At 72.3% G+C, this 22,893-nt stretch carries 18 protein-coding genes; 10 read left to right on the forward strand and 8 right to left on the reverse strand.

Annotated elements, in window-relative coordinates:
• Positions 1-248: DEAD/DEAH box helicase (locus VGR06_RS39325; RefSeq protein WP_327564327.1), on the reverse strand; the 248-nt coding region annotated here is incomplete at its 3' end.
• Positions 249-345: 97 nt separating this feature from the next.
• Between VGR06_RS39325 and VGR06_RS39330 the strand changes: the two genes are divergently transcribed.
• Entirely contained in the window at positions 346-2,073 is a 1,728-nt protein-coding gene (locus tag VGR06_RS39330) for a hypothetical protein (RefSeq protein ID WP_327564328.1), read from the forward strand.
• Positions 2,074-2,121: 48 nt separating this feature from the next.
• On the opposite strand, the gene VGR06_RS39335 is transcribed toward VGR06_RS39330, so the two are convergent.
• Complete coding sequence (locus VGR06_RS39335) at positions 2,122-3,105, reverse strand: zinc-binding alcohol dehydrogenase family protein (RefSeq protein WP_327564329.1); 984 nt, start codon at positions 3,103-3,105, stop codon at positions 2,122-2,124.
• 17 nt (positions 3,106-3,122) lie between these two features.
• Here VGR06_RS39335 and VGR06_RS39340 point away from each other — a divergent pair, with 17 nt between their 5' ends.
• Together VGR06_RS39340 and VGR06_RS39345 are read left to right on the forward strand one after the other, a co-directional pair.
• Positions 3,123-3,962, forward strand: coding sequence for an NUDIX domain-containing protein (locus VGR06_RS39340; protein WP_327564330.1), 840 nt, complete (start codon positions 3,123-3,125; stop codon positions 3,960-3,962).
• A 90-nt stretch (positions 3,963-4,052) separates the two neighbouring features.
• Positions 4,053-5,150, forward strand: coding sequence for a winged helix DNA-binding domain-containing protein (locus VGR06_RS39345; RefSeq protein WP_327564331.1), 1,098 nt, complete (start codon positions 4,053-4,055; stop codon positions 5,148-5,150).
• A 36-nt stretch (positions 5,151-5,186) separates the two neighbouring features.
• Here the strand turns inward: VGR06_RS39345 and VGR06_RS39350 are convergent, their stop codons facing one another.
• From VGR06_RS39350 to VGR06_RS39360, 3 genes are read right to left on the reverse strand one after another with little or no spacing between them, the layout of a single operon-like run.
• A complete protein-coding gene (locus tag VGR06_RS39350; protein ID WP_327564332.1) occupies positions 5,187-5,696 on the reverse strand; it encodes a type IV toxin-antitoxin system AbiEi family antitoxin domain-containing protein in 510 nt (169 codons plus the stop codon).
• 30 nt (positions 5,697-5,726) lie between these two features.
• Positions 5,727-6,422, reverse strand: coding sequence for an FHA domain-containing protein (locus VGR06_RS39355; protein ID WP_327564333.1), 696 nt, complete (start codon positions 6,420-6,422; stop codon positions 5,727-5,729).
• A gap of 1 nt (position 6,423) precedes the next feature.
• Entirely contained in the window at positions 6,424-7,734 is a 1,311-nt protein-coding gene (locus VGR06_RS39360) for a VWA domain-containing protein (RefSeq protein WP_327564334.1), read from the reverse strand.
• A gap of 60 nt (positions 7,735-7,794) precedes the next feature.
• On the opposite strand from VGR06_RS39360, the gene VGR06_RS39365 reads away from it, so the two are divergent.
• Positions 7,795-8,358 carry an IS607 family transposase gene (locus VGR06_RS39365; RefSeq protein ID WP_327564335.1) on the forward strand — a complete coding sequence of 188 codons (564 nt, stop codon included), beginning with the start codon at positions 7,795-7,797 and terminating at the stop codon, positions 8,356-8,358.
• The gene (tnpB, locus tag VGR06_RS39370) at positions 8,355-9,746 is read left to right on the forward strand and encodes an IS607 family element RNA-guided endonuclease TnpB (protein ID WP_327564336.1); all 1,392 of its coding nucleotides are present in this window, start codon (positions 8,355-8,357) and stop codon (positions 9,744-9,746) included. The genes VGR06_RS39365 and tnpB overlap by 4 nt, the downstream gene beginning before the upstream one ends.
• Before the next feature lie 56 nt (positions 9,747-9,802).
• On the opposite strand, the gene VGR06_RS39375 is transcribed toward tnpB, so the two are convergent.
• The 3 genes from VGR06_RS39375 to VGR06_RS39385 form a co-directional block, all read right to left on the reverse strand.
• Positions 9,803-10,798 (reverse strand): PP2C family serine/threonine-protein phosphatase, encoded by a 996-nt coding sequence (locus tag VGR06_RS39375; protein ID WP_327564337.1) that lies wholly within the window; start codon positions 10,796-10,798, stop codon positions 9,803-9,805.
• 103 nt (positions 10,799-10,901) lie between these two features.
• Positions 10,902-13,139, reverse strand: a complete 2,238-nt coding sequence (locus VGR06_RS39380) for a serine/threonine-protein kinase (protein ID WP_327564338.1) — start codon at positions 13,137-13,139, stop codon at positions 10,902-10,904.
• Positions 13,136-14,347 carry a hypothetical protein gene (locus VGR06_RS39385; RefSeq protein WP_327564339.1) on the reverse strand — a complete coding sequence of 404 codons (1,212 nt, stop codon included), beginning with the start codon at positions 14,345-14,347 and terminating at the stop codon, positions 13,136-13,138. The genes VGR06_RS39380 and VGR06_RS39385 overlap by 4 nt, the downstream gene beginning before the upstream one ends.
• 173 nt (positions 14,348-14,520) lie before the next feature.
• On the opposite strand from VGR06_RS39385, the gene VGR06_RS39390 reads away from it, so the two are divergent.
• From VGR06_RS39390 to VGR06_RS39410, 5 genes are all read left to right on the forward strand, one after another.
• A complete protein-coding gene (locus tag VGR06_RS39390) occupies positions 14,521-15,558 on the forward strand; it encodes a C40 family peptidase (RefSeq protein ID WP_327564340.1) in 1,038 nt (345 codons plus the stop codon).
• 542 nt (positions 15,559-16,100) lie between these two features.
• Positions 16,101-18,719: a class III lanthionine synthetase LanKC gene (gene lanKC, locus VGR06_RS39395; RefSeq protein WP_327564341.1), complete on the forward strand. Its 2,619-nt coding sequence runs from the start codon at positions 16,101-16,103 to the stop codon at positions 18,717-18,719.
• Positions 18,720-18,738: 19 nt separating this feature from the next.
• Positions 18,739-18,891, forward strand: coding sequence for a SapB/AmfS family lanthipeptide (locus tag VGR06_RS39400; RefSeq protein ID WP_327564342.1), 153 nt, complete (start codon positions 18,739-18,741; stop codon positions 18,889-18,891).
• Between the two features lie 269 nt (positions 18,892-19,160).
• Positions 19,161-20,807 carry an ABC transporter ATP-binding protein gene (locus VGR06_RS39405; protein ID WP_327564343.1) on the forward strand — a complete coding sequence of 549 codons (1,647 nt, stop codon included), beginning with the start codon at positions 19,161-19,163 and terminating at the stop codon, positions 20,805-20,807.
• A 193-nt stretch (positions 20,808-21,000) separates the two neighbouring features.
• Positions 21,001-22,710 (forward strand): ABC transporter ATP-binding protein, encoded by a 1,710-nt coding sequence (locus VGR06_RS39410; protein WP_327564344.1) that lies wholly within the window; start codon positions 21,001-21,003, stop codon positions 22,708-22,710.
• Positions 22,711-22,893: the final 183 nt, after the last annotated feature.

The raw sequence follows: 22,893 nt of genomic DNA on the forward strand, positions 1-22,893 counted from the left end.
TTGATCGGCGCGGTGTAGAAGCTGCGCTGCCCGCCCGCCAGGGCCGCGAAGTGCGCGCCGACCGCCACCATGCTCTTCCCGGAGCCGGTCGGCGTGCTCAGGATGACGTTCGACCCGGAGACGATCTCGATCATCGCCTCCTGCTGCGCGGGGTAGAGCTCCAGCCCCTGCCCGCGTGCCCATTCGGAGAACGCGTCGAACAGCGCGTCGGGATCGGTGGCGGCGGGCAGCTGGTCGGTGAGCGTCATGATGCCCCGATCGTGCCACCCGTGATCGGTAACGGTGTGGTGGCATCGGACGACGTAGGGGCCGGTTGCCCGAATATCGAACGGAGGTGCTCCCGCAATGGCGCGGTTCCGCGGACGGTTGCTGGCAGCATTGGCAGGATTCACGCTGGTCAGCGCGTCATTGCTGGCCTCGGCGGACGCGGCGGGTGGCCCGCCCGGCCCGGCCGTCTCCTGGGGCGCCAACCTGCATGGCCAGCTCGGCGACGGCACGACTGTTCAACGCAACTCCCCGGTCCCGGTGTGCGCGGTCGGGCAGCCGGCACCCTGCCCCGGCCAGCTCACCCAGGTGGTCCAGGTGGCGGCCGGCGACGACGACCTGAGCATCGCGCTGCTCTCCGACGGCACCGTGCTGGGCTGGGGTCAGAACAACACCGGCGCGGTCGGCGACGGCACCACGACCGACCGGTCCGTGCCCACCCGGGTGTGCGCGGTGGGTCAGACGGCGCCGTGCACCGCGTTCCTGTCCGGGGTGACCTCGATCGCGGCCGGCCGCAGCCACGCGCTCGCCCTGCTCACCGACGGCTCGGTGGTCGCCTGGGGGCTGAACGGGCAGGGCCAGCTCGGTGACGGCACGCTGACGAACTCATCGACGCCCGTCCGGGTGTGCGCCGTCGGCCAGCCGACGCCGTGCCCGGTGTTCCTCACCGGGGTGAGCCAGCTCGTCGGCGGCAACAACCACTCCGTCGCGCTGCTCACCGACGGCTCCGTGCTCACCTGGGGCAACAACGACTCCGGCCAGCTCGGCAACGGCACCACCGCCGGGTCGGTGGTGCCGGTCCAGGTCTGCGCAATGGGCCAGACCGCGCCGTGCAGTGCGTTCCTGTCCGGCGTGACCTCGATCGGCCCCGGCCTGCTGGACGACTCGGTGGCGGTCGGGCCGGGTGGCGTGGTCTACGGCTGGGGCAACAACTTCTTCGGCCAGCTCGGCGACGGCACCACGGTTGACCGGTCGACGCCCGTGCAGGCCTGCGCGGTGGGCCAGACCGCGCCCTGCAGTGCGTTCCTCACCGGGATCACCTCGGTGGCCGCCGGCACGTTCAGCCACACGGTGGCCATCGGGTCCGGTGGTGCGGCGTTCGCCTGGGGCTCCAACAACGTCGGGCAGCTCGGGGACGGCACCAGCACGGCGCGCTCCACGCCGGTGCGGGTGTGCGCGGTGGGTCAGACCGCGCCGTGCTCCTCGTTCCTCACCGGGGCGGTCGGGATCTCGGCCGGCACCTTCCACAGCTCCGCCGTGCTGGGCAACGGGACGATGGTCACGTGGGGCTTCAACGGATCCGGGCAGCTCGGCGACGGCACGACCACGTCGCGGACCGTGCCCGGCGCGGTTCCGGGACTGTCCAACGTGACCTCGGCGATCGCCGGTGACGATCACAACCTGGCCGTGGTGAACCCGCCGGCGGCGGACATCCAGGTGCGGTTGAGCGCGTCGTCGAGCCTGCTCAACCCGACGATCACGTACACGGTCACCGCGATCAACCGCGGGCCGGGCACGGTCACCTCCGGGACGATCACGCTGCGGGTACCGAACTCGACGACGTCGGTCAGCGCGTCCGGGTGCAGCTACAACTCGGGCAACAAGACGGTGACCTGCCCGACCGGCCAGCTCGGCGTCAAACAGGCCAGCTCGCACACCGTGCGGGCGACGCAGAGCGCGCTCACCGTGGGCCTGCCGCTGCCGGCCACGGCCACGCGCACGGCGAGCACCCCGACCGACCCGAACGCGGCCAACGACCAGGCCAGCGCGAGCTGCCTGGTGGTGACCGGGCTGATCATCCTGTGCTGAGTGCGATGAATGCCTCATTCGAGACGTTGAGTGCCCTGATGGCCGCCTTCAGGGCATGAGCACAGCGGCACCGTTGACCCGGCCCGCGGCCAGGTCGGCCAGCGCGCGGTCGGCTTCGGAGAGCGGGTACTCCTGGGTGCTCACCTGGAGGGGGTGCTCGGCGGCGACGTGGAGGAACGCGCGGGCGTCCTCCCGAGTGTTGGCGGTGACGCTGCGGATCTGGCGTTCCTGGAACAGATGCGCCTGGTAGTTCAATGAAGGGACATCGGACAGGTGGATGCCCGCGATGGCAAGCGTTCCACCACGGTCCAGTGCGGCGAGCGCGGGTGGGACGAGGGCGCCGGCCGGGGCGAATAGGATCGCCGAGTCGAGCGGTTCGGGGGGCGGGCCGGCGGTGGCCGAGGAGGCGCCCAGCGACAAGGCCAGCTCGCGGGCGGCGGGGCTGCGGGTGATCACGTGGACGGCGGCGCCCAGGGTGAGGGCGACCTGGGCGGCGAGGTGGGCGCTGGCGCCGAAGCCGTAGATGCCGAGGCGGCCACCCGGCGGAACGGCAGCCCGGAGCAGGGCTCGGTAGCCGATGATCCCGGCGCACAACAGCGGTGCGAGCGAGGCGACCGGGTAGACGGACGGCAGGCGCAGCGCATAGGCGGCCGGAACCGTGGTCAGCGAAGCGTACCCGCCGTCGGCGTCCCATCCCGTGTAGACGGACGACGGGCAGAGGTTTTCCGCGCCCCGCCGGCAATACGAGCAGACCCCGCAGGTGCCGCGCAACCAGGCCACGCCGGCGACGTCGCCGGCCGAGAACTCCCCGGCAGCTGCGACCACCTCGCCGACCACCTCGTGGCCGGGGACCACACGCGGCCGGTGCACCGGGAGGTCGCCCTCGGCCACGTGCAGGTCGGTGCGGCACACGCCGCAGGCCAGCACCCGCAGCAGCAGCTCATCGGGACCCGGCACCGGGTCCGGTTCGTCGTGCGGCCGCAGCGGCCGTGTCGCGATCGGTCCCGGCCGTTCCACCCGCCATGCCCGCATGCCCCTATGGTGACCGAGTGGGAGCACGGGACGGCGACCGGTTCACCCGGTGCGGGCGCGGCCATCTGCACTGGGGAAGGTACGGGGCGGCCGGCCTGCTTCCCTACCACGACGGGCAGGTGCTGCTGCAGCGACGCGCGCTGTGGACGCCCGGCGGGAACACCTGGGGCGCGTTCGGCGGCGCGCGGCACCGGGACGAGGATCCGATCGCGGGGGCGCTGCGGGAGACGGCAGAGGAGAGCACCCTGACCCCTGACGAGGTGTGGGTGCACGGCACGATCGAGGAAGATCACGGCGGCTGGTCCTACCACACCGTGCTCGCCACCACTCTGTCCTTGGTGGACGTTCAACCGGACTCCTGGGAAACCAAGGAAGCCGCCTGGGTCTCGCTGTCCGAAGTAGGCAACCTGGAACTGTTCGAGCCATTCGCCGACAGCTGGCCGCGGGTGCGCCACGGTCTGCGGCGCCCGGTGCTGATCGTGGACTGTGCCAACGTGATGGGCGCGCGGGCCGACGGCTGGTGGCGCGACCGCGCCGGGGCGGCGGCCCGGCTGCGCGACGACCTCTCCCACCTGGCCGAGCACGGCACGAGCCACCTCGAGCCGTTCACGCTGGCACTGCCGGAGATCGTGCTCGTGGTGGAGGGTCAGGCCCGCGGAATCGGTGCCGGCGCAACGGAAGTCACGGTCGTCGAGGCGCCAGGATCCGGCGACGACATGATCGTGGACCTGGTGTCCGAACGCGACAACGACGCCCGGCACGTGGTGGTCACCGCGGACCGGGAGCTGCGCCGGCGCAGCGAGGCCGAGGGTGCGACCACCCTCGGCCCACGCTGGCTGCTGGCTCAACTGCGATGAATGCCTCATTCAGTGCGGCTACCGCACCGAAGGCCGCCTTCAGCGCACTCAGCAGTGGAATAAAGTGTTCCGTTCTGCTAGGCTCGGGTCATGGCTGAGGTGCTTGGGGTGCGGGCGTTGAACCGGGCGACGCTGGCGCGGCAGTGGTTGCTGGGGCGGGAGAAGCGGTCCGCGGTCGAGGTGATCGAGCGGTTGGTGGGGATGCAGGCGCAGGCGCCGAACGCGGCGTACGTGGGGCTGTGGACGCGGGTCGTCGGCTTTCGGGCGGAGGAGTTGGCCGAGTTGATGGTCCGGCGGGAGGTGGTGCGGACGACGTTGATGCGGGCCACGATCCACCTCGTCACGGCGCGGGACTGCCTGGCGCTGCGGCCGGTGATTCAGCCCGTGGTGGAGCGCTCGTTCGCCGGGTCGCCGTTCGCCAAGCACATGGCCGGTGTCGATGTCGACGATCTCCTTGCGGTAGGGCGGAAGTTGCTGGCCGAGAAGCCGCGGACGCGGGCGGAGTTGGGGCCGCTGCTGGGTGAGCGGTGGCCGGACCGGGACGTGGACTCGCTGGTGTACGCCGTTACCTACCGGACGCCGCTGGTGCAGGTGCCGCCGCGGGGCGTGTGGGGGAGCAGCGGTCCGGCGGCGTGGACGCCGGTCGAGTCGTGGCTGGGCGCGGCGGTGGGCACCGACCCCACACCCGACGGCACCGTGCTCCGCTACCTCGCCGCGTTCGGCCCGGCCACCGTGCCGGATGTGCAAGCCTGGTCCGGGCTGACCCGGCTCAAGGAGGTTCTCGAACGGCTGCGCCCCAAGCTCCGCACCTTCCGCGACGAGCACGGCCGGGAGCTGTTCGACCTCCCCGGCGCCCCGCGCCCCGACCCGGAAACCCCGGCCCTGCCACGCTTCCTCCCCGAGTACGACAACGTCCTGCTCAGCCACGCCGACCGCACCCGCGTCATCACCGGCAAGCGCCCGGTCGTCCTCTTCCCCGGAAACGGCGCCGCGATGGGAAACCTGCTCGTCGACGGCTTCTACCGGGCCACCTGGAAGATCACCCGCACCGCCAACACCGCCACCCTCACCGTCGACCCGTTCGCCCCACTGTCCACAACGGACATCGAGGACGTGACCGCGGAAGGCCAGCACCTCCTGGCCTTCGTCGGAACACCCGGCGACGTGGTGGTCAACTCGGGACAGTGATCACCGAAATGGGAACGTGACGCTCATATTCGAGCGTCACGCTCCCATTCTGGTGATCACGCTGCTGGCCGGCCCAGGTTGGCGCTGGAGCGCGCGGTCCAGCAGTTGCGAGCCGGTGGCGCCGAGCGCGACCGCTGCCTCCAGGACGGTCAGCGCCGCCGCGGTCACCCACAGCCCGTTGACCTCAACCCGGTCCGCCGGCCGCAGGTCGCATCGGCGCACGTGGATCCCCGGACGGGCCACGAGTCGCCGGTGGTGCGGGACCGCCATCTCCACCGTGGCCGGCGGTTCCGGCCACAGACCGTGCCACCGGGCCGCAGAAGCGCCGGCCACGGTCGCGGTTGGTCCCGACCACAACCATGCGGCGCGCAGCCGTGCCTCGGCGGTGAGCGGGTGGCCGGTCGCGAAATACACCCGCGGGTGCAGCCGCACCCACAGCCCGCGACCGAGCAGCCGGCTGATCGCCGCCGAGCTCATGCCTTCGGCCAGCGCCTGGGCTCGGCTGATCACGCCGGCCTGTCGCCGCAACACACCTTCGACCGTCACGCCGTGCAGGGTGCCGGTCACCACCGACAGTCAGGGACCGTCCTGCTGGACGGTGATGGTGGTCCAGGCGCCGAGGTGGATCCGGTCGCCGTCGGTGAGGGGGTGGCGGGTGTGTGGGGGGAGGGTCTTGTTGTCGTTGAGGGTGGTTCCGTTGGAGGAGCCGATGTCTTCGACGGTGAGGGTGCCGTCGGGGTCGAGGCGGAGAACGGCGTGGAGGTGGGAGACGCCGGGGTCCTCGGGGGGGCCGGTGAGGTCGATGTCGGGGTGGGTGCCGCGGGAGGTGCTGCGGCGGCCGATGGTGATCTCTTTGGCGCGCAACGGGAAGTAGCGTTCGGGGCAGAAGGAGGGGAAGGTGATGCTGTCGGCGTCGGGGCCGCCGGCGGACATCACCGTGTTGTAGTAGGCGCGGTCGGCGACGACGGTGGCGGTCCAGGATGGCGCCCGCGGCTCGGACGGGGGCGGCGGAGTGGACGGCTCCGCGGCCGGTGGCGCGGCGGGCGCGGGGGTGGCGCGGGGCGGGGGAGCGGCCAGGGAGTCGTGGCCGCAGGCTTCGCAGAAGCGGCCGTCCAGGAGGGTGTCGCAGGCGGGGCACAGGGTGGGCAGCGGGGTGGACGGGGCCGGGGTGGGGGTGGCCGGGGGCGCGGCGGGGCGGGCGTTCATGGCCAGGCCGCAGACGTCGCAGAACTCCTCGTCCGTGGAGTCGTGGCCGTTGGGGCAGGTGGGCATCTCAGCTCTCGCTCGAGGTCTTGCCGACCCGCTTGGTGCGGGTGGAGCGGGTGTCCAGGGTCATCTCGTCGACGGTGTCGACGGACCGCTTGAGCCGGACCGTGCCGGCCACCGGGTCCTCGATGTCGACCACCTTGGCTAGGAGCTTGGCGGTGTCCTCGTGGCCGGTCTGGGTGGCGAGGGCCACGGCCCGGCCGAGGCGTGCGGTGGCCCGGCCGACGTCGCCGGCCTTGCGGGCCTCGAGGCCTTCCTGGATGGCCTCGGCCAGCTCGGCCTGACCGGTGTAGTGGGCGACCGCCGGGTTGATCTTGGTGGACAGCGCGGTGTCGTCGGTCCACAGGGCGATGATCTGACCCTTGCCGAGGACCTCGTTGGACCCTGGCACGACCATGCTGACCCGGCCGGCCAGCATCTTGTCGCCGACGCCGGCCGGGTTGACCTCGATGCAGACGTGGTAGTCGCGGCTCTCGTCGCCCCAGGAGCCGGTCGGGTAGTCGCCGCTGCGGGGCGCCGACTCCACCCGCCGGCCGGTGAGGTCGGCCAGCGTGGGCTCGACCTGCTTGACGAACTTCACCGTCGCGCCCTGCGGGGTCCACAGCCGCAGCGACACGTCGCCGACCGACTTGCCCATGGCCGCGGTGGCCATGGCGCGGAAGTCGGCTTCCAGACCGGACGGCTCGGCCACGATGTCCACCGTGCCGAGCAGCGTGTTGGCGATCTCGCGTAACTCGTTGACCTGCCAGTCGGTGCCCACGCCGCGGCAGTCGCAGACGAAGTGCCCGGTCACCGCCTTCAGCGTGCGGGTGAGCTGGCGCGGCGTCTCGTGCATGTTCTGCCCGTCGGTGAGCAGGATCGCGTGCCGCATGGCGGCCGGGTGACCCGAGAACAGCCGGTCGGCGAGCTGCAGCCACTGGCCGATGGCGGTGCCGCCGTTGGCCCGCAGCGTGCTCACCGCGAGCTTGGCCTCGGCCCGGGTCTCGTGGTTGGCCGCCACCAACCCGTTGTGCGGGTAGATCAGCCGCGCGGTGTCGGTGCCGGACACGACGGCGAACGCGACCCCGTCGCGCAGCGTCTCGATGGCCGCGATGGTGGCGTCCTTGGCCGCGCGCAGCTTCGTCGGTGGCACATGCATGGAGCCGGAGCAGTCCACGATGATCACCTCGGCAGCCGACTCGCCGAGCGCGACCGCACCGCCGCCGCCCGGAACCCGGTCCCCGCCACCGGAAGCGGTCACCGTGACGATCGCGTTGACCTCGCGCGCGCCCTCCGGCAGGTACTCGTTCTGGAACACCTCGAGCTGGAAGTCGGTCATCGTGCCGGGCTCCTCAGGGTACCTACCTGCTGTGGATTGAGTATGCAGCAGTATGTTCTGATGAACTTGAAGGAGTGGGCGCGGCGGCAGGGGGTGCACCCGACCACCGCGTATCGGTGGTTTCGGGAGGGCACCCTGCCGGTGCCCGCGCGCCAGGTGGGTCGGCTGATCCTGGTCGAGGCACCTGAGCCGGGTCGTGTGGACCGGACGGTGGTGTACTGCCGGGTGTCCTCGGCTGACCAGAAAGATGACCTGGAACGCCAAGCGGGCCGTGTGACCGCGTGGACGGCTGGCCAAGGTTTGGCCGTGTCCGGTGTGGTCTCGGAGATCGGGTCTGGGCTCAGTGGGCACCGGTCGAAGCTGTTGAAGCTGCTTGCTGACCCGTCGGCCACGGTGATCGTGGTGGAGCATCGGGATCGGCTGGCGCGGTTCGGGGTGGAGTGCATCGAGGCGGCCCTCGCCGGGCAGGGGCGGCGGCTGCTGGTGGTCGATCCGGCGGAGACGACCGATGATCTGGTGCGGGACATGATCGATGTGATGACGTCGCTGTGTGCCCGTTTGTACGGGCGGCGCTCGGCGAAGACTCGTGCCCGCAAAGCGGTCGAGGCGGCGGCGGCAGGGTGAGGAAGTACACGGCCCCGCCGGGCTGGACCGTGGCCGCCTACCGGTTCGCCCTGGACGCCACACCACGGCAGGAAAGGGACCTGTTGTCGCACTGTGGTGCCGCCCGGTTCGCCTACAACTGGGCGGTGTCGTGGGTGCGGGCCACGTGGGACCAACGCCTGGCCGAGACGTCCTACGGGATTTCTGAGCAGGAGTTGACGCCGTGGCGACCGTGGTCGCTGGTCGCGTTGCGCAAGCAGTGGAATCAGATCAAGGACGAGCTGGCGCCGTGGTGGGGCGAGAACTCCAAGGAGTCCTACAACACTGGCCTGGCAGGCGCCGCCGCCGCGTTCGACAACTACAAGATGAGCAAGAATGGCAGCCGCGCCGGGGCGCGGATGGGCAAGCCGAAGCGGAAACGCAAGCACGGCTCGGCCCTGTCGTGCCGGTTCACCACCGGCACGATCCGGGTCGAGCCCGACCGGCACCACATCACGCTGCCCCGGCTGGGCACGCTCAAGACCCACGAGTCCACGCGCAAGCTGGCCCGCAGGATCGAGGCCGGGACCGCGCGCATCCTGTCCGCGACAGTCTCGCATCGGGCGGAGCGCTGGTTGGTCTCCTTCCAGGTCGAGGTGCGGCGCAGCGACCCACCGCCCACCGACCCGAGCGCCACGATCGGTGTGGACCTGGGCATCTCGCATCTGGCGGTGCTCTCCCAACCCATTGCTGGCGTCTCGGACGCCGAGGGATTCGTCGCGAACTCGCGCCACCTCGACCAGGCACAGAAACGGCTCCGGCGGCTGTCGCGGCGTTGTTCTCGCCGGCAGGGACCGGACAAACGCACCAGGACCAAGCCCTCCGCACGGTGGCAGCGAGCCAACCGGGCTCGCAACCACCTGCATCAGCGCGTGGCGAACCTGCGGCTCGATGGGCTGCACAAGCTCACCACCGGCCTGACTCAACACGCCGGGACGCTGGTGGTCGAGAACCTGAACGTGGCCGGGATGCTCAAGAACCGCAGGCTTGCCCGGCACATCGCCGACGCCGGCTGGGGCACCCTGCGCCGGCTCCTGGAGTACAAGACCGGGTGGCGCGGCGGGACACTGCACGTCGCCGACCGGTGGTTCGCCTCCTCGAAGACGTGTTCGGACTGCGGCGCGGTGAAAGCCAAGCTGCCGCTGCGAGTCCGGGTCTTCCGCTGCGAGGAATGCGGCCTGGCCCTCGACCGGGACCTCAACGCCGCACGCAACCTCGCCCAGCTCGTTACCGAGCTGAGCGAATCGGGTACCGGAGTGGCCGGAGACCCGACGCCCGCAGGCGCGAACGGACGACCGAGCCGGCACAAGACCCGACCTCGTCGGGCAGTCGGCGTTGACGCGTCCATCCCGCAGCGCACCAGCGCGTAACACGGGGACCGTCCACCGGCAACGGTGGACTGCGGAAGCGGTGTGCTCACCCATGCTCACTCAATCCGCAACGGATACGGGATCACCACGACGGTGATGTTGTCGTGGCCGCCGAGCTCCAGCGCCGCCGCGGTCAGCTCGGTGGCGACGGCCATCGGCTCGGTGGCCGCGGGTAGCCGGGCGGCCAGGTCCTCGGGGTCGGGCAGGTAGTTCCACAACCCGTCGCTGCACAGCAGGACCAGCCCGGGCCCGGCCGGCTCGAGGGTGGTCACGTGCGGTTCGACCTCGCCCGCGTCCGCGCCGATCCAGGAGGAGAGCGCGTGCGCGTTGTACACCCGCGCCGCGTCGTCCTCGGCCATCCCGGCGGCGACGAGCTGCGCGGCCACCGTGTCGTCCAGGGTGAGCCGTGCCGACGGGGTGGGGGTGCCGTTCTCGGCCAGCCAGTAGGCGCGGCTGTCGCCGACCCAGCCGACGGTCACCGTGCCCGGGGTGATCACCGCGGAGACGAACGTGCAGGACGGGGCGGACCCGGGCAGCTCACCGGCGGCGAGCTCGGTGACCTTGGCCATGGCCGAGCCGACCGCCGCGGACAGTGCCTCCGGCAGGTCGCCGTCCGCCAGCACGGCTCCGGCCAGCACGTCCAGTGCGGCGTCCGCGGCGAGCTGGGAGGCCTGGTCGGAGCGCTCGGTCGAGGCGACCCCGTCGCACACCACCGCGACCGCGGCCCGCGGCCCGTCGTCGCCGACCCAGCCGAACGCCATCGAGTCCTCGTTGCGGGCGCGGTGCCGGCCCCGGTCGCCCACCCCGGCCAGCACGCCCAGGTCGCATTCCATCCGGTCCCGCCCGGCCGGCTGCGCGCGCCCGCACTCCTCGCAGAACCCGTCCGTGCCGACATCGGTGTTGCCACAAGCAATACATGCGCCGGTCGGCTCTCTGGTCGGCCCGCCGGCCGGCGTGCGGTGCACGAGCAGGTCGCGGCCGCACACCTCGCAGAACCGGTCCCCGGCGGCCACCAACTCACCGCAGTCCGGGCAGCGCCCCTCGCCGCTCACCGGTCCACCACCGCCAAGGCCGGACCGACTTGTCGCGGGAAGTTCCCACGACAGGTCTCACTTGTCACGGGAAGTTCCCGCGACAAGTCGAATGGTGTGTTGGTCATACCCACGTCCTCGGTCGGATCTCGTTGGCGCGGTCGACCAGCGCGATCCGCTCCTCGGCGGTGTCGGCCTGGCGCGCCAGCGTGCGGTAACAGCGTTCCAGACCCAGCCGCAGCGCGCCGTCGGTGAGCTGGCAGCGCAGCACGGTGCCGGTGCCGGTGCGGCCGATCCGCACCCAGGCCAGCGCCGCCTCCAGGAGGTCCCGGCTGGCCTGCGCGCGCCGCTCGGCGTCCAGCTCGAGCACCTCCAGCCGGGCGCCGGCGGTCACCAGGTCCTGCTCGGTCAGCCCGTCCACCGGGGCGGACCCGGTCTGCGCCCGGATGGCGGCGAGCTGGGCGGTCAGGTAGTGGCTGGACGTCTCCGGCACCGAGCGCAGCACGTCCACCGCCTCGGCCCGCTCGCCGCGCGCCAGCAGCACGCGGGCCAGGCCGAACCCGGCGCTGAGGTAGGAGCGGTCGGTGCGCCAGACGATCCGGTAGTAACGGTCGGCGGTGGCGGTGTCGCCGGCCAGCTCGGCGGACACCGCGAGGGCCAGCTTGGGCGCGGCCTCGCCGGGAATCGCGCGGTACACACTGTCAAAGGCGCGCCGGGCAGTGTCCACGTTGCTCTCGGCCAGCGCCGCCAGCCCGCGGTGCCAGTCCACCCGCCAGTCCGCCGCCAGCGCGTCCAGTTGCCGGCCGGCCGCTTCCAGGTCGCCGAGCTCGATCAACGCCCGGGCCGTGCGCAGCCGAACCTCCACAGTGGACTGTGGGGCGTCGTCCAGCTCGGCGAGGAGCCGCCGGGGATCCGAGGCGGTGACCGTGGCCAGGAACGCGGCCGCCGGGTCGGCGGCGTCCACCCGCGGCATGGGCAGCGCCTCGACGACGGCCCGCGGCTCGAGATCGGCGGAGCGCACGCCGAAGCTCTGCCGTTCCGGGGTGAACTCGGTGGACGGACCCGGCCGCGGCTGGCCGTCCCCGGCGGCGAGCACCTCCCGCAGCACGCCGGTCAGCTGCTCGCGCATCTCGTCGGCGGAGCCGAACCGGTCGGCCGGGTCCGGGGCGGTCGCGCGCAGCAGCAGCCGGTGGTAGGACTCGAACTCCGCCAGCAGCGGCACCTCGTTGGGGCCGGGCAGCCGGTCGGCATAGGTGCTGACGAAGTCGAACGGGAAGCTCATCACGGCCAGGGCGCGCCCGACGGTGTAGATGTCGGACTCCACCGACGGGCCGGCCTTCGCGATCTCCGGCGCCTGGTAGCCGATCGTGCCGTACACGGCGCTCACATCGTCGTCGGCCCGGCGCACGGCGCCGAGGTCGATCAGCTTGAGCTGCTCCTCGGTCTGGATCACGTTGTCCGGCTTGAAGTCGCAGTAGAGCAGCCCGACGGAGTGCAGGTAGCCCAGCGCCGGCAGCACCTCCAGGGCGTAGGCGATGGCCTGGGCCAGCGGCAGGCATTCCCGCGGGCCGATCTCCCGGCGCCGCTCCTTGATCATCTCCTTGACCGAGCGGCCGCCCACGTACTCCATGACGATGTAGCCGACGGCCGTGTCGCTGGTCGGGTCGCGGTGCTGCACGAAGTTGTGGATCTTGACGATGTTCGGGTGCTCGACCTCGGCGAGGAACTGCCGCTCGGCCACCGCGGCGGCCATGGCGTCGGCGTCGCCGGTGTCCAGCAGGCCCTTGAGCACCACCCAGCGGTCGGCCACCGCGTGGTCCAGGGCGAGGTAGATCCAGCCGAGCCCGCCGTGCGCCAGGCAGCCGAGCACCTCGTACTGGCCGTGCACGAGGTCGCCGGGGGAGAGCTTGGGGGTGAAGGAGTAGCGGTGGCCGCACTTGGTGCAGAACCCCTCCACCCGGCCCGGCCGGCCCTCCCGCCCGCGGCCGACCTTGGCGCCGCAGCTGCTGCAGTACCGCTTCGACTCGGGCACCTCGGGGTCGGCCAGCACCGCGGTGCGCGGGTCGCGGTAGGGCACGCGGGGCACCTCCACCAGGCCGGCGCCGAGCAGCCCGCGGGTGGCCGAGCGCCCCGAGCCGCGCCGGGAGGAGCCGGTCAGCGGGGCCGTACCGGCCGAGGTCCACGCGGTGCGCACGGTCGGGATGCTGGTGCTGCCCGTGGTGCGGCCCGAGCCGGAGGTCGCCGGCTCGGCGACGGCGACGGCGGAACCGGCCGCGACACCGGCGGAGGCGAGGCCGCACGTGTCGCAGAAGCCGTCCTCGTCGAGGTTTCCGGCACAGCCTGGGCGGGAGCACGCGGTCATCGGGGCCCTTCCTGAACGGCCTGCTGGTAACGGTTCACCGCCCGGGTCGCGGCCGCGAGGTCGCACGGGGCGATGTACAGCAGGTCCTGGGCCGCCCCGTGCAGGGCGGCGAGCGGGAGCTCCTCGGCGCGGCCCTGCTTCGCCGCCTTGGCCCGGTAGGCGTCCAGCCGGCCGCGCAGCTCCGCGCGGCGGTCGAACAACCCCACCCGGGCGGCGAGCTGATCCTTCGCCTCGGCCAGCGCGGCGGCCGCGTCCCGGTCCAGCCGGCCGAGCTCACCGGCTAGCCGAGGCCAGTCGGCGGCCCGGCGCAGCTCCGCCAACCCGGTCACCCGCGTGCGCAGGGCCGGCGCCGGATCGCCGACCGGGGCCAGGCCAGAGTTGGCGATCTTCGCCTGTACCTCGGCGTCGGCCGCCCGCGCCTGGGCCACGGCGGCCTCGATCTCGCCCAGCGCCGCGGAAAGGGCCGCGACCCGCTGATCGAAGGAGTCCCGGACGGCGACCAGCCCGGCGATCGCCTCCCGGATCCCGGCGAGGTCGGTTTCCGCGCCGGACAGTGGATCCCCTGGACCCCGGTCCGGCAAGCCGAGCGGGTCGGCGGCCACCAGGTGCCGGGCCTCGGTGATCCGGTCCCGGATCCGGTGCAGCGCGGCCGGATCGTGGCCGACGGACCCGGCGAGCGCGGTGACCGCGCTCAGCTCGGCCTCCAGCGGGTCGATCCGGCGCAGCGCCCCGGACACCGCGCCGTCCGCCTCGGCCAGCACCGCGGTCACCGTGGTGAAGGTGGCCTTCATCCGGGTCACCAGCTCGCTCACGGTGATCCGGTCGACGGACAGCGCCGGGCCGGTGAGGCTGCGCCGCTCGATCGGCACCTGCTCCTGGTTGAGCTCCACCACCGGCCGGGTGAGCAACTCCGTCAGTTCGTCGAGTTCGGCCGGGCCCGGCCGCGAGCGGCGGTCCCGCACCGCGCGGGCACGGTCCAGCAGCGTGCGGTAGGCCTCGAACTGCTCCCACAGCGTGCTCATGGCCGTGCTGGTCGCGACCCAGCGCTCCTTGCTGACGCCGGTGAGCGTGGCGGTGCGGAGCAACTGGTGGCCCGGGTGGCCGTCCATGGCGACCAGCGCCTCGGCGATCCGGTCGCTCTCCGCCGCCAGCCGGTTCAGGGCGCGGTCGGCCTCCTCCCGGTCCAGCCCAGGTTCCGAGAGGCTCATCGACCACCCCACCCCTCAGGTATACCCTGCCCCCGCGCGTCCCCGCGGGTGATCGTGTCACAGCGAGTGCCCGTTTGGGCTGCCCTTCACGTCCGGACGGTCAAACCACACACGATCGCAACGAGTTTCCTGGACGATAGGGCTGGAAGGTCGGCGAGGGGACGGAGAAGGGCGTGCGCAAGCGGGCGCGACGGATCGTGCGGGGGACGGTTCCGCTCGCGGTTGCCGCGCTGACCGCAAGCCTGCTGGCGCCGGGCCTCGCCACCGCGCAGCCGCCGACCACGGTGGCGGGTCTGCTGGGCCGCTACTACGACCTGTCCGCCGAGGCCGAGAAGGTCAACGAGGAGCTGCTGCGGATTCAGGAGGACCTCGGGCGCAAGCGGGCCGACTCGGCCACCAAGATCGAGAAGGCGAACCTGGCGAAGGCAACCGCGGACACCGCGCGGACGAAGGCGGCCACCGCGCGCGAGGACATGGACCGGATCACCGCGCTGCTGGCCGGAAAGCAGGCGCGGCGCGGGATGTCCGCCCTGGTCGCTGGCGCCAGCCCGGACGATGTGCTGACCAGCGTGGAGGCGGCGACGCTGGCCGGGCAGGTGTCCGGCCGGGCGATCCAGGTCGGCGGCACCGCGGTGGCCGAGGCGGACCGGGCGGCCGCGGAGGCCACGAAGGCCTCGGACGCGGCCCGGGCGGCGGAGAACGAGGTGGCCGCCGGCGCGGCGAAGGTGGAGCAGCACAAGGGAGAGCTGGACAAGCAGGTCGCCGAGGTGCGGGCGGCGCTGGACCGGCTCACCCCGGACCAGCGGTCGCTGCTGACCTCCAGTGAGTTCAACGGCGCCGACGTCAAGATCCCCGCCGGCGACGTCGGGGCCGTGCTGCGCTTCGTCGTGGCCCAGATCGGCAAGCCATATCTGTGGGGCGCCGTCGGTCCCGCCGCCTACGACTGCTCCGGTCTGATGCAGACCGCGTTCAGGGCCGGCGGCGTCCTGCTGCCGCGCGTGTCCATCGACCAGTCCGGCGTGGGCCAGCAGATCTACCGGCACGAGGTGCGCGCCGGCGACCTCATCTTCTTCTACCAACCCGTGCACCACGTCGCGATCGCCGTCGACAACCTGCGCGCCGTGCACGCGCCGAGCTTCGGCGAGAAGGTGAAGCTCGCCAGCATCGACGCCATCGGCCCGATCACGGTCATCCGCCGCGTGATGCGGTAGGGCCTGAGGGCCGCTACCGAGCTGTGGGGTACCCCGCACGGGTGGTTTTCGGTGGCACGTGGGCCGGGTGGGGGACGGCCGGTACCGCCTCGACCTACCTGCCGAGCACGGGGAACGCCGGGGCGCCAGGTGCCCGCGGCCAGGCGCGGCAATCACCCGGTTGGCGCGTTCTCCAGGCGGTGGGCGTACTCCTCATGGCCTAATATGTAAGAACATTCTTAGGAAATTACGGAAAGTATCAGCGAGGTCGGGCACGGAACGCCGCCGTATCCACATTTCTCCAGATTAAACTACTCCATCAGTGGCAATCTGCCCACTGAACGGCAGGCGGCATGCCTGGCGGAACGTGATTCCCGCACGTCGCGCCACGGAACTCGGAGATCAACGGCAATTGGGCGTGACAAGTGCACGCATCGACCAGTGACAGTCGCGTGGTCAAATTATGACACTGCACACTATTGACCCGCCCCGATTTCGAACAAAAATGTCCTGGCACGCCAACGGTGTGATCGGGGCGTGATCGGGAACAGGAACGGGGCTGCATGGATCAGCGGTACGAGGCCTACACCCTGGTGGACTCGCCCTTCTACGACACAATGCACTCGGTGGCGACGGCCGGCGCCTCGTTTCCCATTGCCGAGCGCCCGTTACCCGATGGCTCGCGGCTCGCCCCGCAGGATGACTGGTTGGTCCTACGTCCTGCCAACCCGGCCAGGCTGCCTCTGCAGGGGTGGAAGATCCACGCGTCGGCTACCTTGGACAACGCCGACCGGATACTCGCCGCGGTGTGGGATTACTGCGTGCCACGGGGAATTCAGTTCAAGTTTCTCCGCTCTTCGCGCGCCCTTAACGCCCGGGTTTCCAAGTATGCCCCGCGGGGCTACAGTGGTAAGCTGGTCACCATTTACCCGAAAGACGACGCAGAATGCGAGACAATCCTCAACGAGCTCGGCGCGGAACTGGACGGCGAGCCTAATCCGTACATTCTGACCGACCTGCGCTGGGGTGAAGGTCCGCTTTTTGTGCGGTACGGCGCCTTTGCGATGCGTTACACGGTCGACGAGCGCGGCGAGCCGGTGCCGGCCATTGCCGACGGCGACGGCAATCTCGTCGCGGACCGGCGCGACCCGGTGTTCCGGGTGCCGCCCTGGGTCACGCTCCCCGCCTTTCTGCAGCCTCATCTCGACGCCCGCAACGCCGTCACCGTGACCGACCTGCCCTACACCATCGAGCGCGTCCTGCATTTCTCCAACGGCGGCGGCATCTACGTCGGCACCGACACCCGCACCGGCGAGCAGGTGGTGCTGAAGGAGGGTCGGCCGCATTCCGGCCTCGACGCCCTCGGTCACGACGCGGTCAAGCGCGTGGAACGGGAATACGACCTGCTCAACCGGCTCGCCGGCATCCCAGGCATTCCGCGGGTCTACGACCTGTTCACGCTCGGGGAGCACCGGTTCCTGGCGATGGAGCTGGTCGACGGCGACGTGCTGAGCAAGGCCGTGGTGGCCCGCTACCCGCTCACCGACCCGACCGCCGGCCCGGAGAAGGCCGCCGAGTACACGGCGTGGGCGGTCGACATCTACGGCCAGATCGAGCGGACCCTGCTCGCCGTGCACGGACGCGGCGTCGTCTACGGCGACCTGCACCTGCGCAACGTGATCGTCCGGCCGGACGGCACCGCCGCGCTGCTGGACTTCGAGGTGTCCGCACCGGTCGAGGAGGCGGTGCGGCCGGGCCTGAACCAGCAGGGCTTCGCCGCGCCGCGCAGCATGACCGGCGTCGACGTGGACCTGTACGCCCTGGCCTGCCTGCGCCTGGCGCTGTTCCTGCCGATGACCGACCTGATCTGGCTGCACCGACCGAAAGCGCTGCACTACGCCGAGATCATCACCGAGCACTTCCCGGCCCCGCCCGAATACCTGGCCAAGGCCATCGAGGTGATCATTCCGGCCGACCACCGCGACCTGCCGAGCCCGCGGCTCGAACCGGATCCCGCCGGCTGGCCGGAGCTGCGCGCGCAGCTCGCCCGCGGGATCGCCGGCAGCGCCACCCCGGACCGCGAGGACCGGCTCTTCCCCGGTGACATCCAGCAGTTCAGCCTCGGCGGCCTGGGCCTGGCCTATGGCGCCGCCGGCGTGCTCTACGCGCTTTCCGTCACCGGCGCCGGACGCCACCCGGAGTTCGAGGAGTGGTTGCGGCGCAAGGCGACCAACCCGGAGAGCGGCCAGCGACCCGGCCTCTACGACGGCCTGCACGGCGCCGCGTTCGCGCTGGCGCACCTCGGCCACCAGCAGGACGCGCTGGACGTGCTCGACATCTGCCTGCGGGAGAAGTGGGAGACGCTCGGTTCGGAGCTGTTCGGCGGCCTGTCCGGCATCGGGCTGAACCTCCTGCACTTCGCCGACCGCACCGGCGAGCCGGCGCTGCGCCTGGCCGCGCACCGGGCCGCCGAGCTGGTCGCCGAACGGCTCACCGAACCGGATCCCGACGCCGCCGAGCCGGATCCGCTGGTCAGCGGCGGCCCGCGGACGGCCGGCGGGCTGATGCACGGCAAGGCGGGACAGGCCCTGCTGCTCCTGCGGGCCTACGACGACACCGGCGAGCAGGCGTACCTGGACGCCGCCGCCGACGCGCTCCGCCGGGACCTGCGGCGCTGCCTGGTGCGCGCCAACGGCACCCTGGAGCTCAACGAGGGCTGGCGCTCCATGCCGTACCTGGCGATCGGCAGCGCGGGCATCGGGCTGGTGCTGGACGACTACCTGCGTTACCGGCCCGACGAGCAGTTCGCCGAGGCGGTGTCCCGCATCGAGCTGACCTGCCAGTCGACCATGTACATCCTGCCGGGCCTGTTCACCGGGCGCGCCGGGATCCTGCTGCACCTGGCCGGCAGGTCCGCCGCACCGGCCTCGGATCCGTTGGTGGCCAAGCAGATCCGCAACCTCGCCTGGCACCTGCTTCCCTATGCCGACGGCTTCGCCTTCCCCGGCGTGGGCCTGCTGCGGCTGTCCATGGACCTCGCCACCGGCACCGCCGGTGTGCTGCTGGCGCTCGGCGCCGCCCTGCACGACGAGCGGGTGCACCTTCCGCTGATCACCCCCACCCGGCGTCCGGGCACGATGCCGGAACCCCAGGCCCCCGCGTCAACCGGCGCGGGTTCGTAGAAGAACCGAAGGAGGAGACATGTCGGTGCTTGACCTGCAGGGCATGACCACACCCGCGCCGCAGGACGGCGGCGGCCACGGCAGCAGCAACAGTGGCCACAGCTGCCCGAGTGACCTCAGCGTCACCCTGTGCGACGGGACCAGCGGCATCAGTCTGCTGCTCTGCCACTGATCGTCATCGAATGACCCGATGACCGAGGCGCGGTCCCGGACGAGTCGCGTTCGTCCGGGACCGCAGCCCCATCGTGACAGAAGTTAGGCCATTTCCTAGGTCATTTCCGGGGTCTTACGGCCCTAACACTGCAGTCGCACTCTGGTGACGTGAGCGACGGGTGTGGCCGCAGGGACTCCTGGGGCGACCGGAATGCGGTGAACGACGCTTTCACCACGCCCAGCGCGAGGAAAGACGCATTCATCGCTACTGACAGCAAGGGGTTTCCCGTGTCGACGTTCGGCGCGATCGCCCGTCGAGCGGGTGGTTGGCTGCCGTTGATCGCCGCCGGCGCCCTGGCGAGCACCCTCACCCTGCTGGCGCTGCCAGCGGTGCTCGGCCGGGCCGTCGACGAGATCGTCAGCGGCCGAGCCGGCGGCCGGTGGCTCGCACCGGCCGCCGGGCTGATCGCGCTGGGAGTGCTCGCCGATCTGGTCAACACGTTCGCCGGCACGGCCTGCGTGGCCGGCACCACGGCGTGGCTGCGCGAGCGGCTGGTCCGGCACGTGCTCGCCATCGGCCCGCGGCGCGCGGACCGGTTCGAGCGGGGCGACCTGGTGAGCCGGGTGTCCGGCAACGCGGTGGACGCCGCGCACGCCGGACCCAGCCTGGTTTCCGTTGCCACGTCGGCACTTCCGCCGGTCGGCAGCCTGGTCATGCTGATCTTGATCGACCTCTGGGTGGCGGTGGCGTTCCTTGCCGGGGTGGTTCTGGTCGCCCTCGTGCTGCGCGCGTTCGCCCGGCACACCACCGAGATCATCACGTCCTACCAGCGCATCCAGGGCCGGATCGCGGCGCGGCTGAGTGAGTCGCTGGCCGGCGCGCGCACGATCGCGGCCGCGGGCACCGTGCGGGACGAGGAGCGGCGCGTGCTCGAGCCGCTGCCCGAGCTGCACGGCGCCGGCACCCGGACCTGGGGGGTGCTCGCCCGGACCACCGCGCAGTCCGCGGTGGTGGGGCCGCTCGTGCTGGTCGCGGTGCTGGCCACCGGCGGGCTCGCGCTGCTGGCCGGCCGGATCAGCCCCGGTGAGCTGCTGGCCGCCAGCCGCTACGCGGTGATCGGCGCCGGGCTCGGCGGGCTGACCGGTTTGTTCGGCACGCTGGCCCGGGCGCGGGCCGGGGCGCGGCGGGCCGGTGAGGTGCTCGACGTCGACCCGGCGGCGTACGGCATTCAGGCGCTGCCCGACGGCCCGGGGCGGCTGGAGTTCCGCGACGTGGTGGCGCGCGCCGAGGACGCCACGCTGCTGTCCGGGGTCGATCTGGTCGTTCCCGGCGGTTCGGCGGTCGCCGTCGTGGGCCACTCCGGCGCCGGGAAGTCGGTGCTGGCGGCGCTGGCCGCGCGGCTGCGCGACCCGGACGGCGGGCAGGTGCTGCTGGACGGCGTGCCGCTCGGCGCGCTCAGCCGGGACGCCCTGCGGCGGGCGGTCGCCTGCGCGTTCGAGCGCCCGGTGCTGGTCGGCGAGACCGTGGCGGACGCGATCGGGCCGGGTCGCTCCCCGGCGCAGCTGCGCGCGGCGGCCGAGGCCGTGCACGCGCACGAGTTCGTCAGCCGGCTGCCCGAGGGCTACCGGACGCCGCTCGCCGCCGCGCCGATGTCCGGCGGCGAGACCCAGCGCCTGGGCCTGGCCCGGGCCTGGCCCGCCGAGCGGGTGCTGGTCCTCGACGACGCCACGTCCAGCCTCGACATGGTCACCGAGATGCAGATCGGCCACGCGCTGACCAGCGGCGACGCCCGCACCCGGCTGATCGTCACCCACCGGGTCGCCACGGCCGCCCGCGCGGATCTGGTGATCTGGCTGGACGCCGGCCGGGTCCGCGCCGTCGGTCCGCACGAGTGCCTGTGGGAGTCGCCCGACTACCGCGGGGTGTTCGGATGAGCGGGCCGGCGGTGCCTGACTGGCGCTACGCCATCGAGCCGGAGATGGACACTGCGAGCAGCGCAGGGAGCGAGGAGGAGGGGGTGGGCCCCGTCAGGGGGTCGGTATCAACACCGGCGACCGAGCAGCGCAGGAAGGAAGACACCGCATCAAGGCCCGCTCACGCGAGCGGAGCAAGCCGATTGGACACAGCATGAGGCGGGAGTTGGGATTCGCTCTCACGGCGCTGAGAAAGCGGCCGCTGGTGGGGTTGCTGGCGTGGTCGGTGCCGGAGGCGTTGCCGGCGGCGCTGTCCGGGCTGGCCGTGGCGCGCGCGGTGGACGACGGGTTCCTGGCCGGCCGGGCGGGCGTGGGTTTGGCTTGGCTGGGCGGTTTTCTGGTGGCGTCCGCGGTGAGCGCGGTGGGCTCGCGGCAGGTGTTTCGGCGGTTGGGCGAGCTGGTCGAGCCGGCGCGGGACGACCTGGTGCGCCGGGTGGTCGGCGGGGCGCTGCGGCACGCGGTCGCGGGGCGGCCGGAGCACGAGGCGGTGGCCCGGCTGACCCGCCAGGTGGAGGTGGTGCGGGACGCCTTCGCGGGGCTGATCGTGACCGTGCGCGGGTTCCTGGTCACGGTCACCGGCGTGGTGATCGGGCTGCTGTCCATCGACCCGGTGGTGGCCGCGCTGGTACTGCCGGCGTTCCTGCTCGGGGTCGGGCTTTTCCTTGCCACGCTGGGGATGTCGGCCGCCCGGCAGCGGGCCGCGGTGCTGGCCGACGAGCGGCTGGCGGCCGCGGCCGGCGCGGTGCTCGGCGGGGTGCGGGACGTGGTGGCCACCGGCGCCGAGGAGCACGCGGCCGAGCACGTGGCCGGGCCGATCCGGGCGCAGGCGGCCGCCGAGCGGGCGCTGGCCTGGGTGTCCGCGGTCCGCACGCTCTGCTTCGCGGTGGGCGGCTGGGTGCCGCTGCTGGCCCTGCTGCTCGCCGGGCCCTGGCTGGCCGGCCGCGGCCTGGGTGCCGGCACGATCATGGGCGGGCTCACGTATGTCCTCTTCGGACTCCAGCCGGCGCTGCGGGCGGTGATCGCGGGCGTGGGCGGCAGCGGCCTGCGGTTCGTGGTCACCCTGGGCCGGATCCTCGACGCGACCACACCGCCGGCCGGCCCGGAGCCGGTCCCCGCCGCGGAGCCGGCCGGCCGCGAGTTGACGCTCCGGGGGGTGACGTTCGCCTACGGCCCGCACGCCGAGCCGGTGCTGCGCGAGTTGGATCTGTCCGTGCCCGGCGGGGACCACCTGGCCATCGTCGGGCCGAGCGGCATCGGCAAGTCCACCCTGGCCGGACTGCTGTGCGGGCTGCTCCGGCCGGTCGGGGGCACGGTCCTGATCGGCGGCGTCCCCGCCGCGGACCTCGCCCCCGACCGCCTGGCCGCGCTGCGGGTGTTGATCCCGCAGGAGGCCTACGTGTTCGCCGGAACGGTGCACGCCAACCTCACCTACCTGCGCCCCGGCGCCTCCGCCGACGACGTGACCCGCGCGGTGGCCACCGTCGGCGCGGACGAGCTGGTGCTCCGGCTCGGCGGGCTCGGGGCCGAGCTGGTGCCGGCCACCCTCTCCGCCGGCGAACGCCAGCAGATCGCCCTGGTCCGCGCCTACCTCTCCCCGGCGCCGCTGGTGGTGCTCGACGAGGCCACCTGCCACCTCGACCCGGTCGCCGAGCGGCGCGCCGAGGAGGCCTTCGCCGCCCGCCCCGGCACCCTGGTCGTGATCGCCCACCGGATCAGCTCCGCCTTGCGCGCCAACCGGATCCTCGTCCTCGACGGCACCGGCGCCGCCCTCGGCACGCACGCCGAGCTGCGCGCCACCTCCCCCCTCTACCGCGAGCTCCTCGGCCACTGGCAGGGAACCGACCGGTCAGTGCAGGTCGGTTAGCCTCGCCCCGATCACCGCGACCTGAGACGAAACTGGACAGGTAGCTGATATGGCGGGTCGACCCGGGGGTGGTGTGGTCTTCAGGCGGCGGGTGCGTTGGTGACTTCGTAGCCCAGGGATTGCAGGTCGCGGATGAGCCGTCGTTTCCGTGCTTCGGGGTTGTCGTGGCGTGTGAAGTAGTCC

The organism is Actinophytocola sp. (assembly GCF_036002505.1).
Lineage (GTDB): Bacteria > Actinomycetota > Actinomycetes > Mycobacteriales > Pseudonocardiaceae > DASYTH01.

Excerpts from the sequence above, each read along its gene's own strand:
- VGR06_RS39330 (WP_327564328.1), top strand. The coding sequence starts at position 346 with ATGGCGCGGTTCCGCGGACGGTTGCTGGCAGCATTGGCAGGATTCACG.
- VGR06_RS39335 (WP_327564329.1), bottom strand. The coding sequence starts at position 3,105 with ATGCGGGCATGGCGGGTGGAACGGCCGGGACCGATCGCGACACGGCCG.
- VGR06_RS39345 (WP_327564331.1), top strand. The coding sequence starts at position 4,053 with ATGGCTGAGGTGCTTGGGGTGCGGGCGTTGAACCGGGCGACGCTGGCG.
- VGR06_RS39355 (WP_327564333.1), bottom strand. The coding sequence starts at position 6,422 with ATGCCCACCTGCCCCAACGGCCACGACTCCACGGACGAGGAGTTCTGC.
- VGR06_RS39360 (WP_327564334.1), bottom strand. The coding sequence starts at position 7,734 with ATGACCGACTTCCAGCTCGAGGTGTTCCAGAACGAGTACCTGCCGGAG.
- VGR06_RS39365 (WP_327564335.1), top strand. The coding sequence starts at position 7,795 with ATGAACTTGAAGGAGTGGGCGCGGCGGCAGGGGGTGCACCCGACCACC.
- VGR06_RS39380 (WP_327564338.1), bottom strand. The coding sequence starts at position 13,139 with ATGACCGCGTGCTCCCGCCCAGGCTGTGCCGGAAACCTCGACGAGGAC.
- VGR06_RS39385 (WP_327564339.1), bottom strand. The coding sequence starts at position 14,347 with ATGAGCCTCTCGGAACCTGGGCTGGACCGGGAGGAGGCCGACCGCGCC.
- lanKC (WP_327564341.1), top strand. The coding sequence starts at position 16,101 with ATGGATCAGCGGTACGAGGCCTACACCCTGGTGGACTCGCCCTTCTAC.
- VGR06_RS39400 (WP_327564342.1), top strand. The coding sequence starts at position 18,739 with ATGTCGGTGCTTGACCTGCAGGGCATGACCACACCCGCGCCGCAGGAC.
- VGR06_RS39410 (WP_327564344.1), top strand. The coding sequence starts at position 21,001 with ATGAGGCGGGAGTTGGGATTCGCTCTCACGGCGCTGAGAAAGCGGCCG.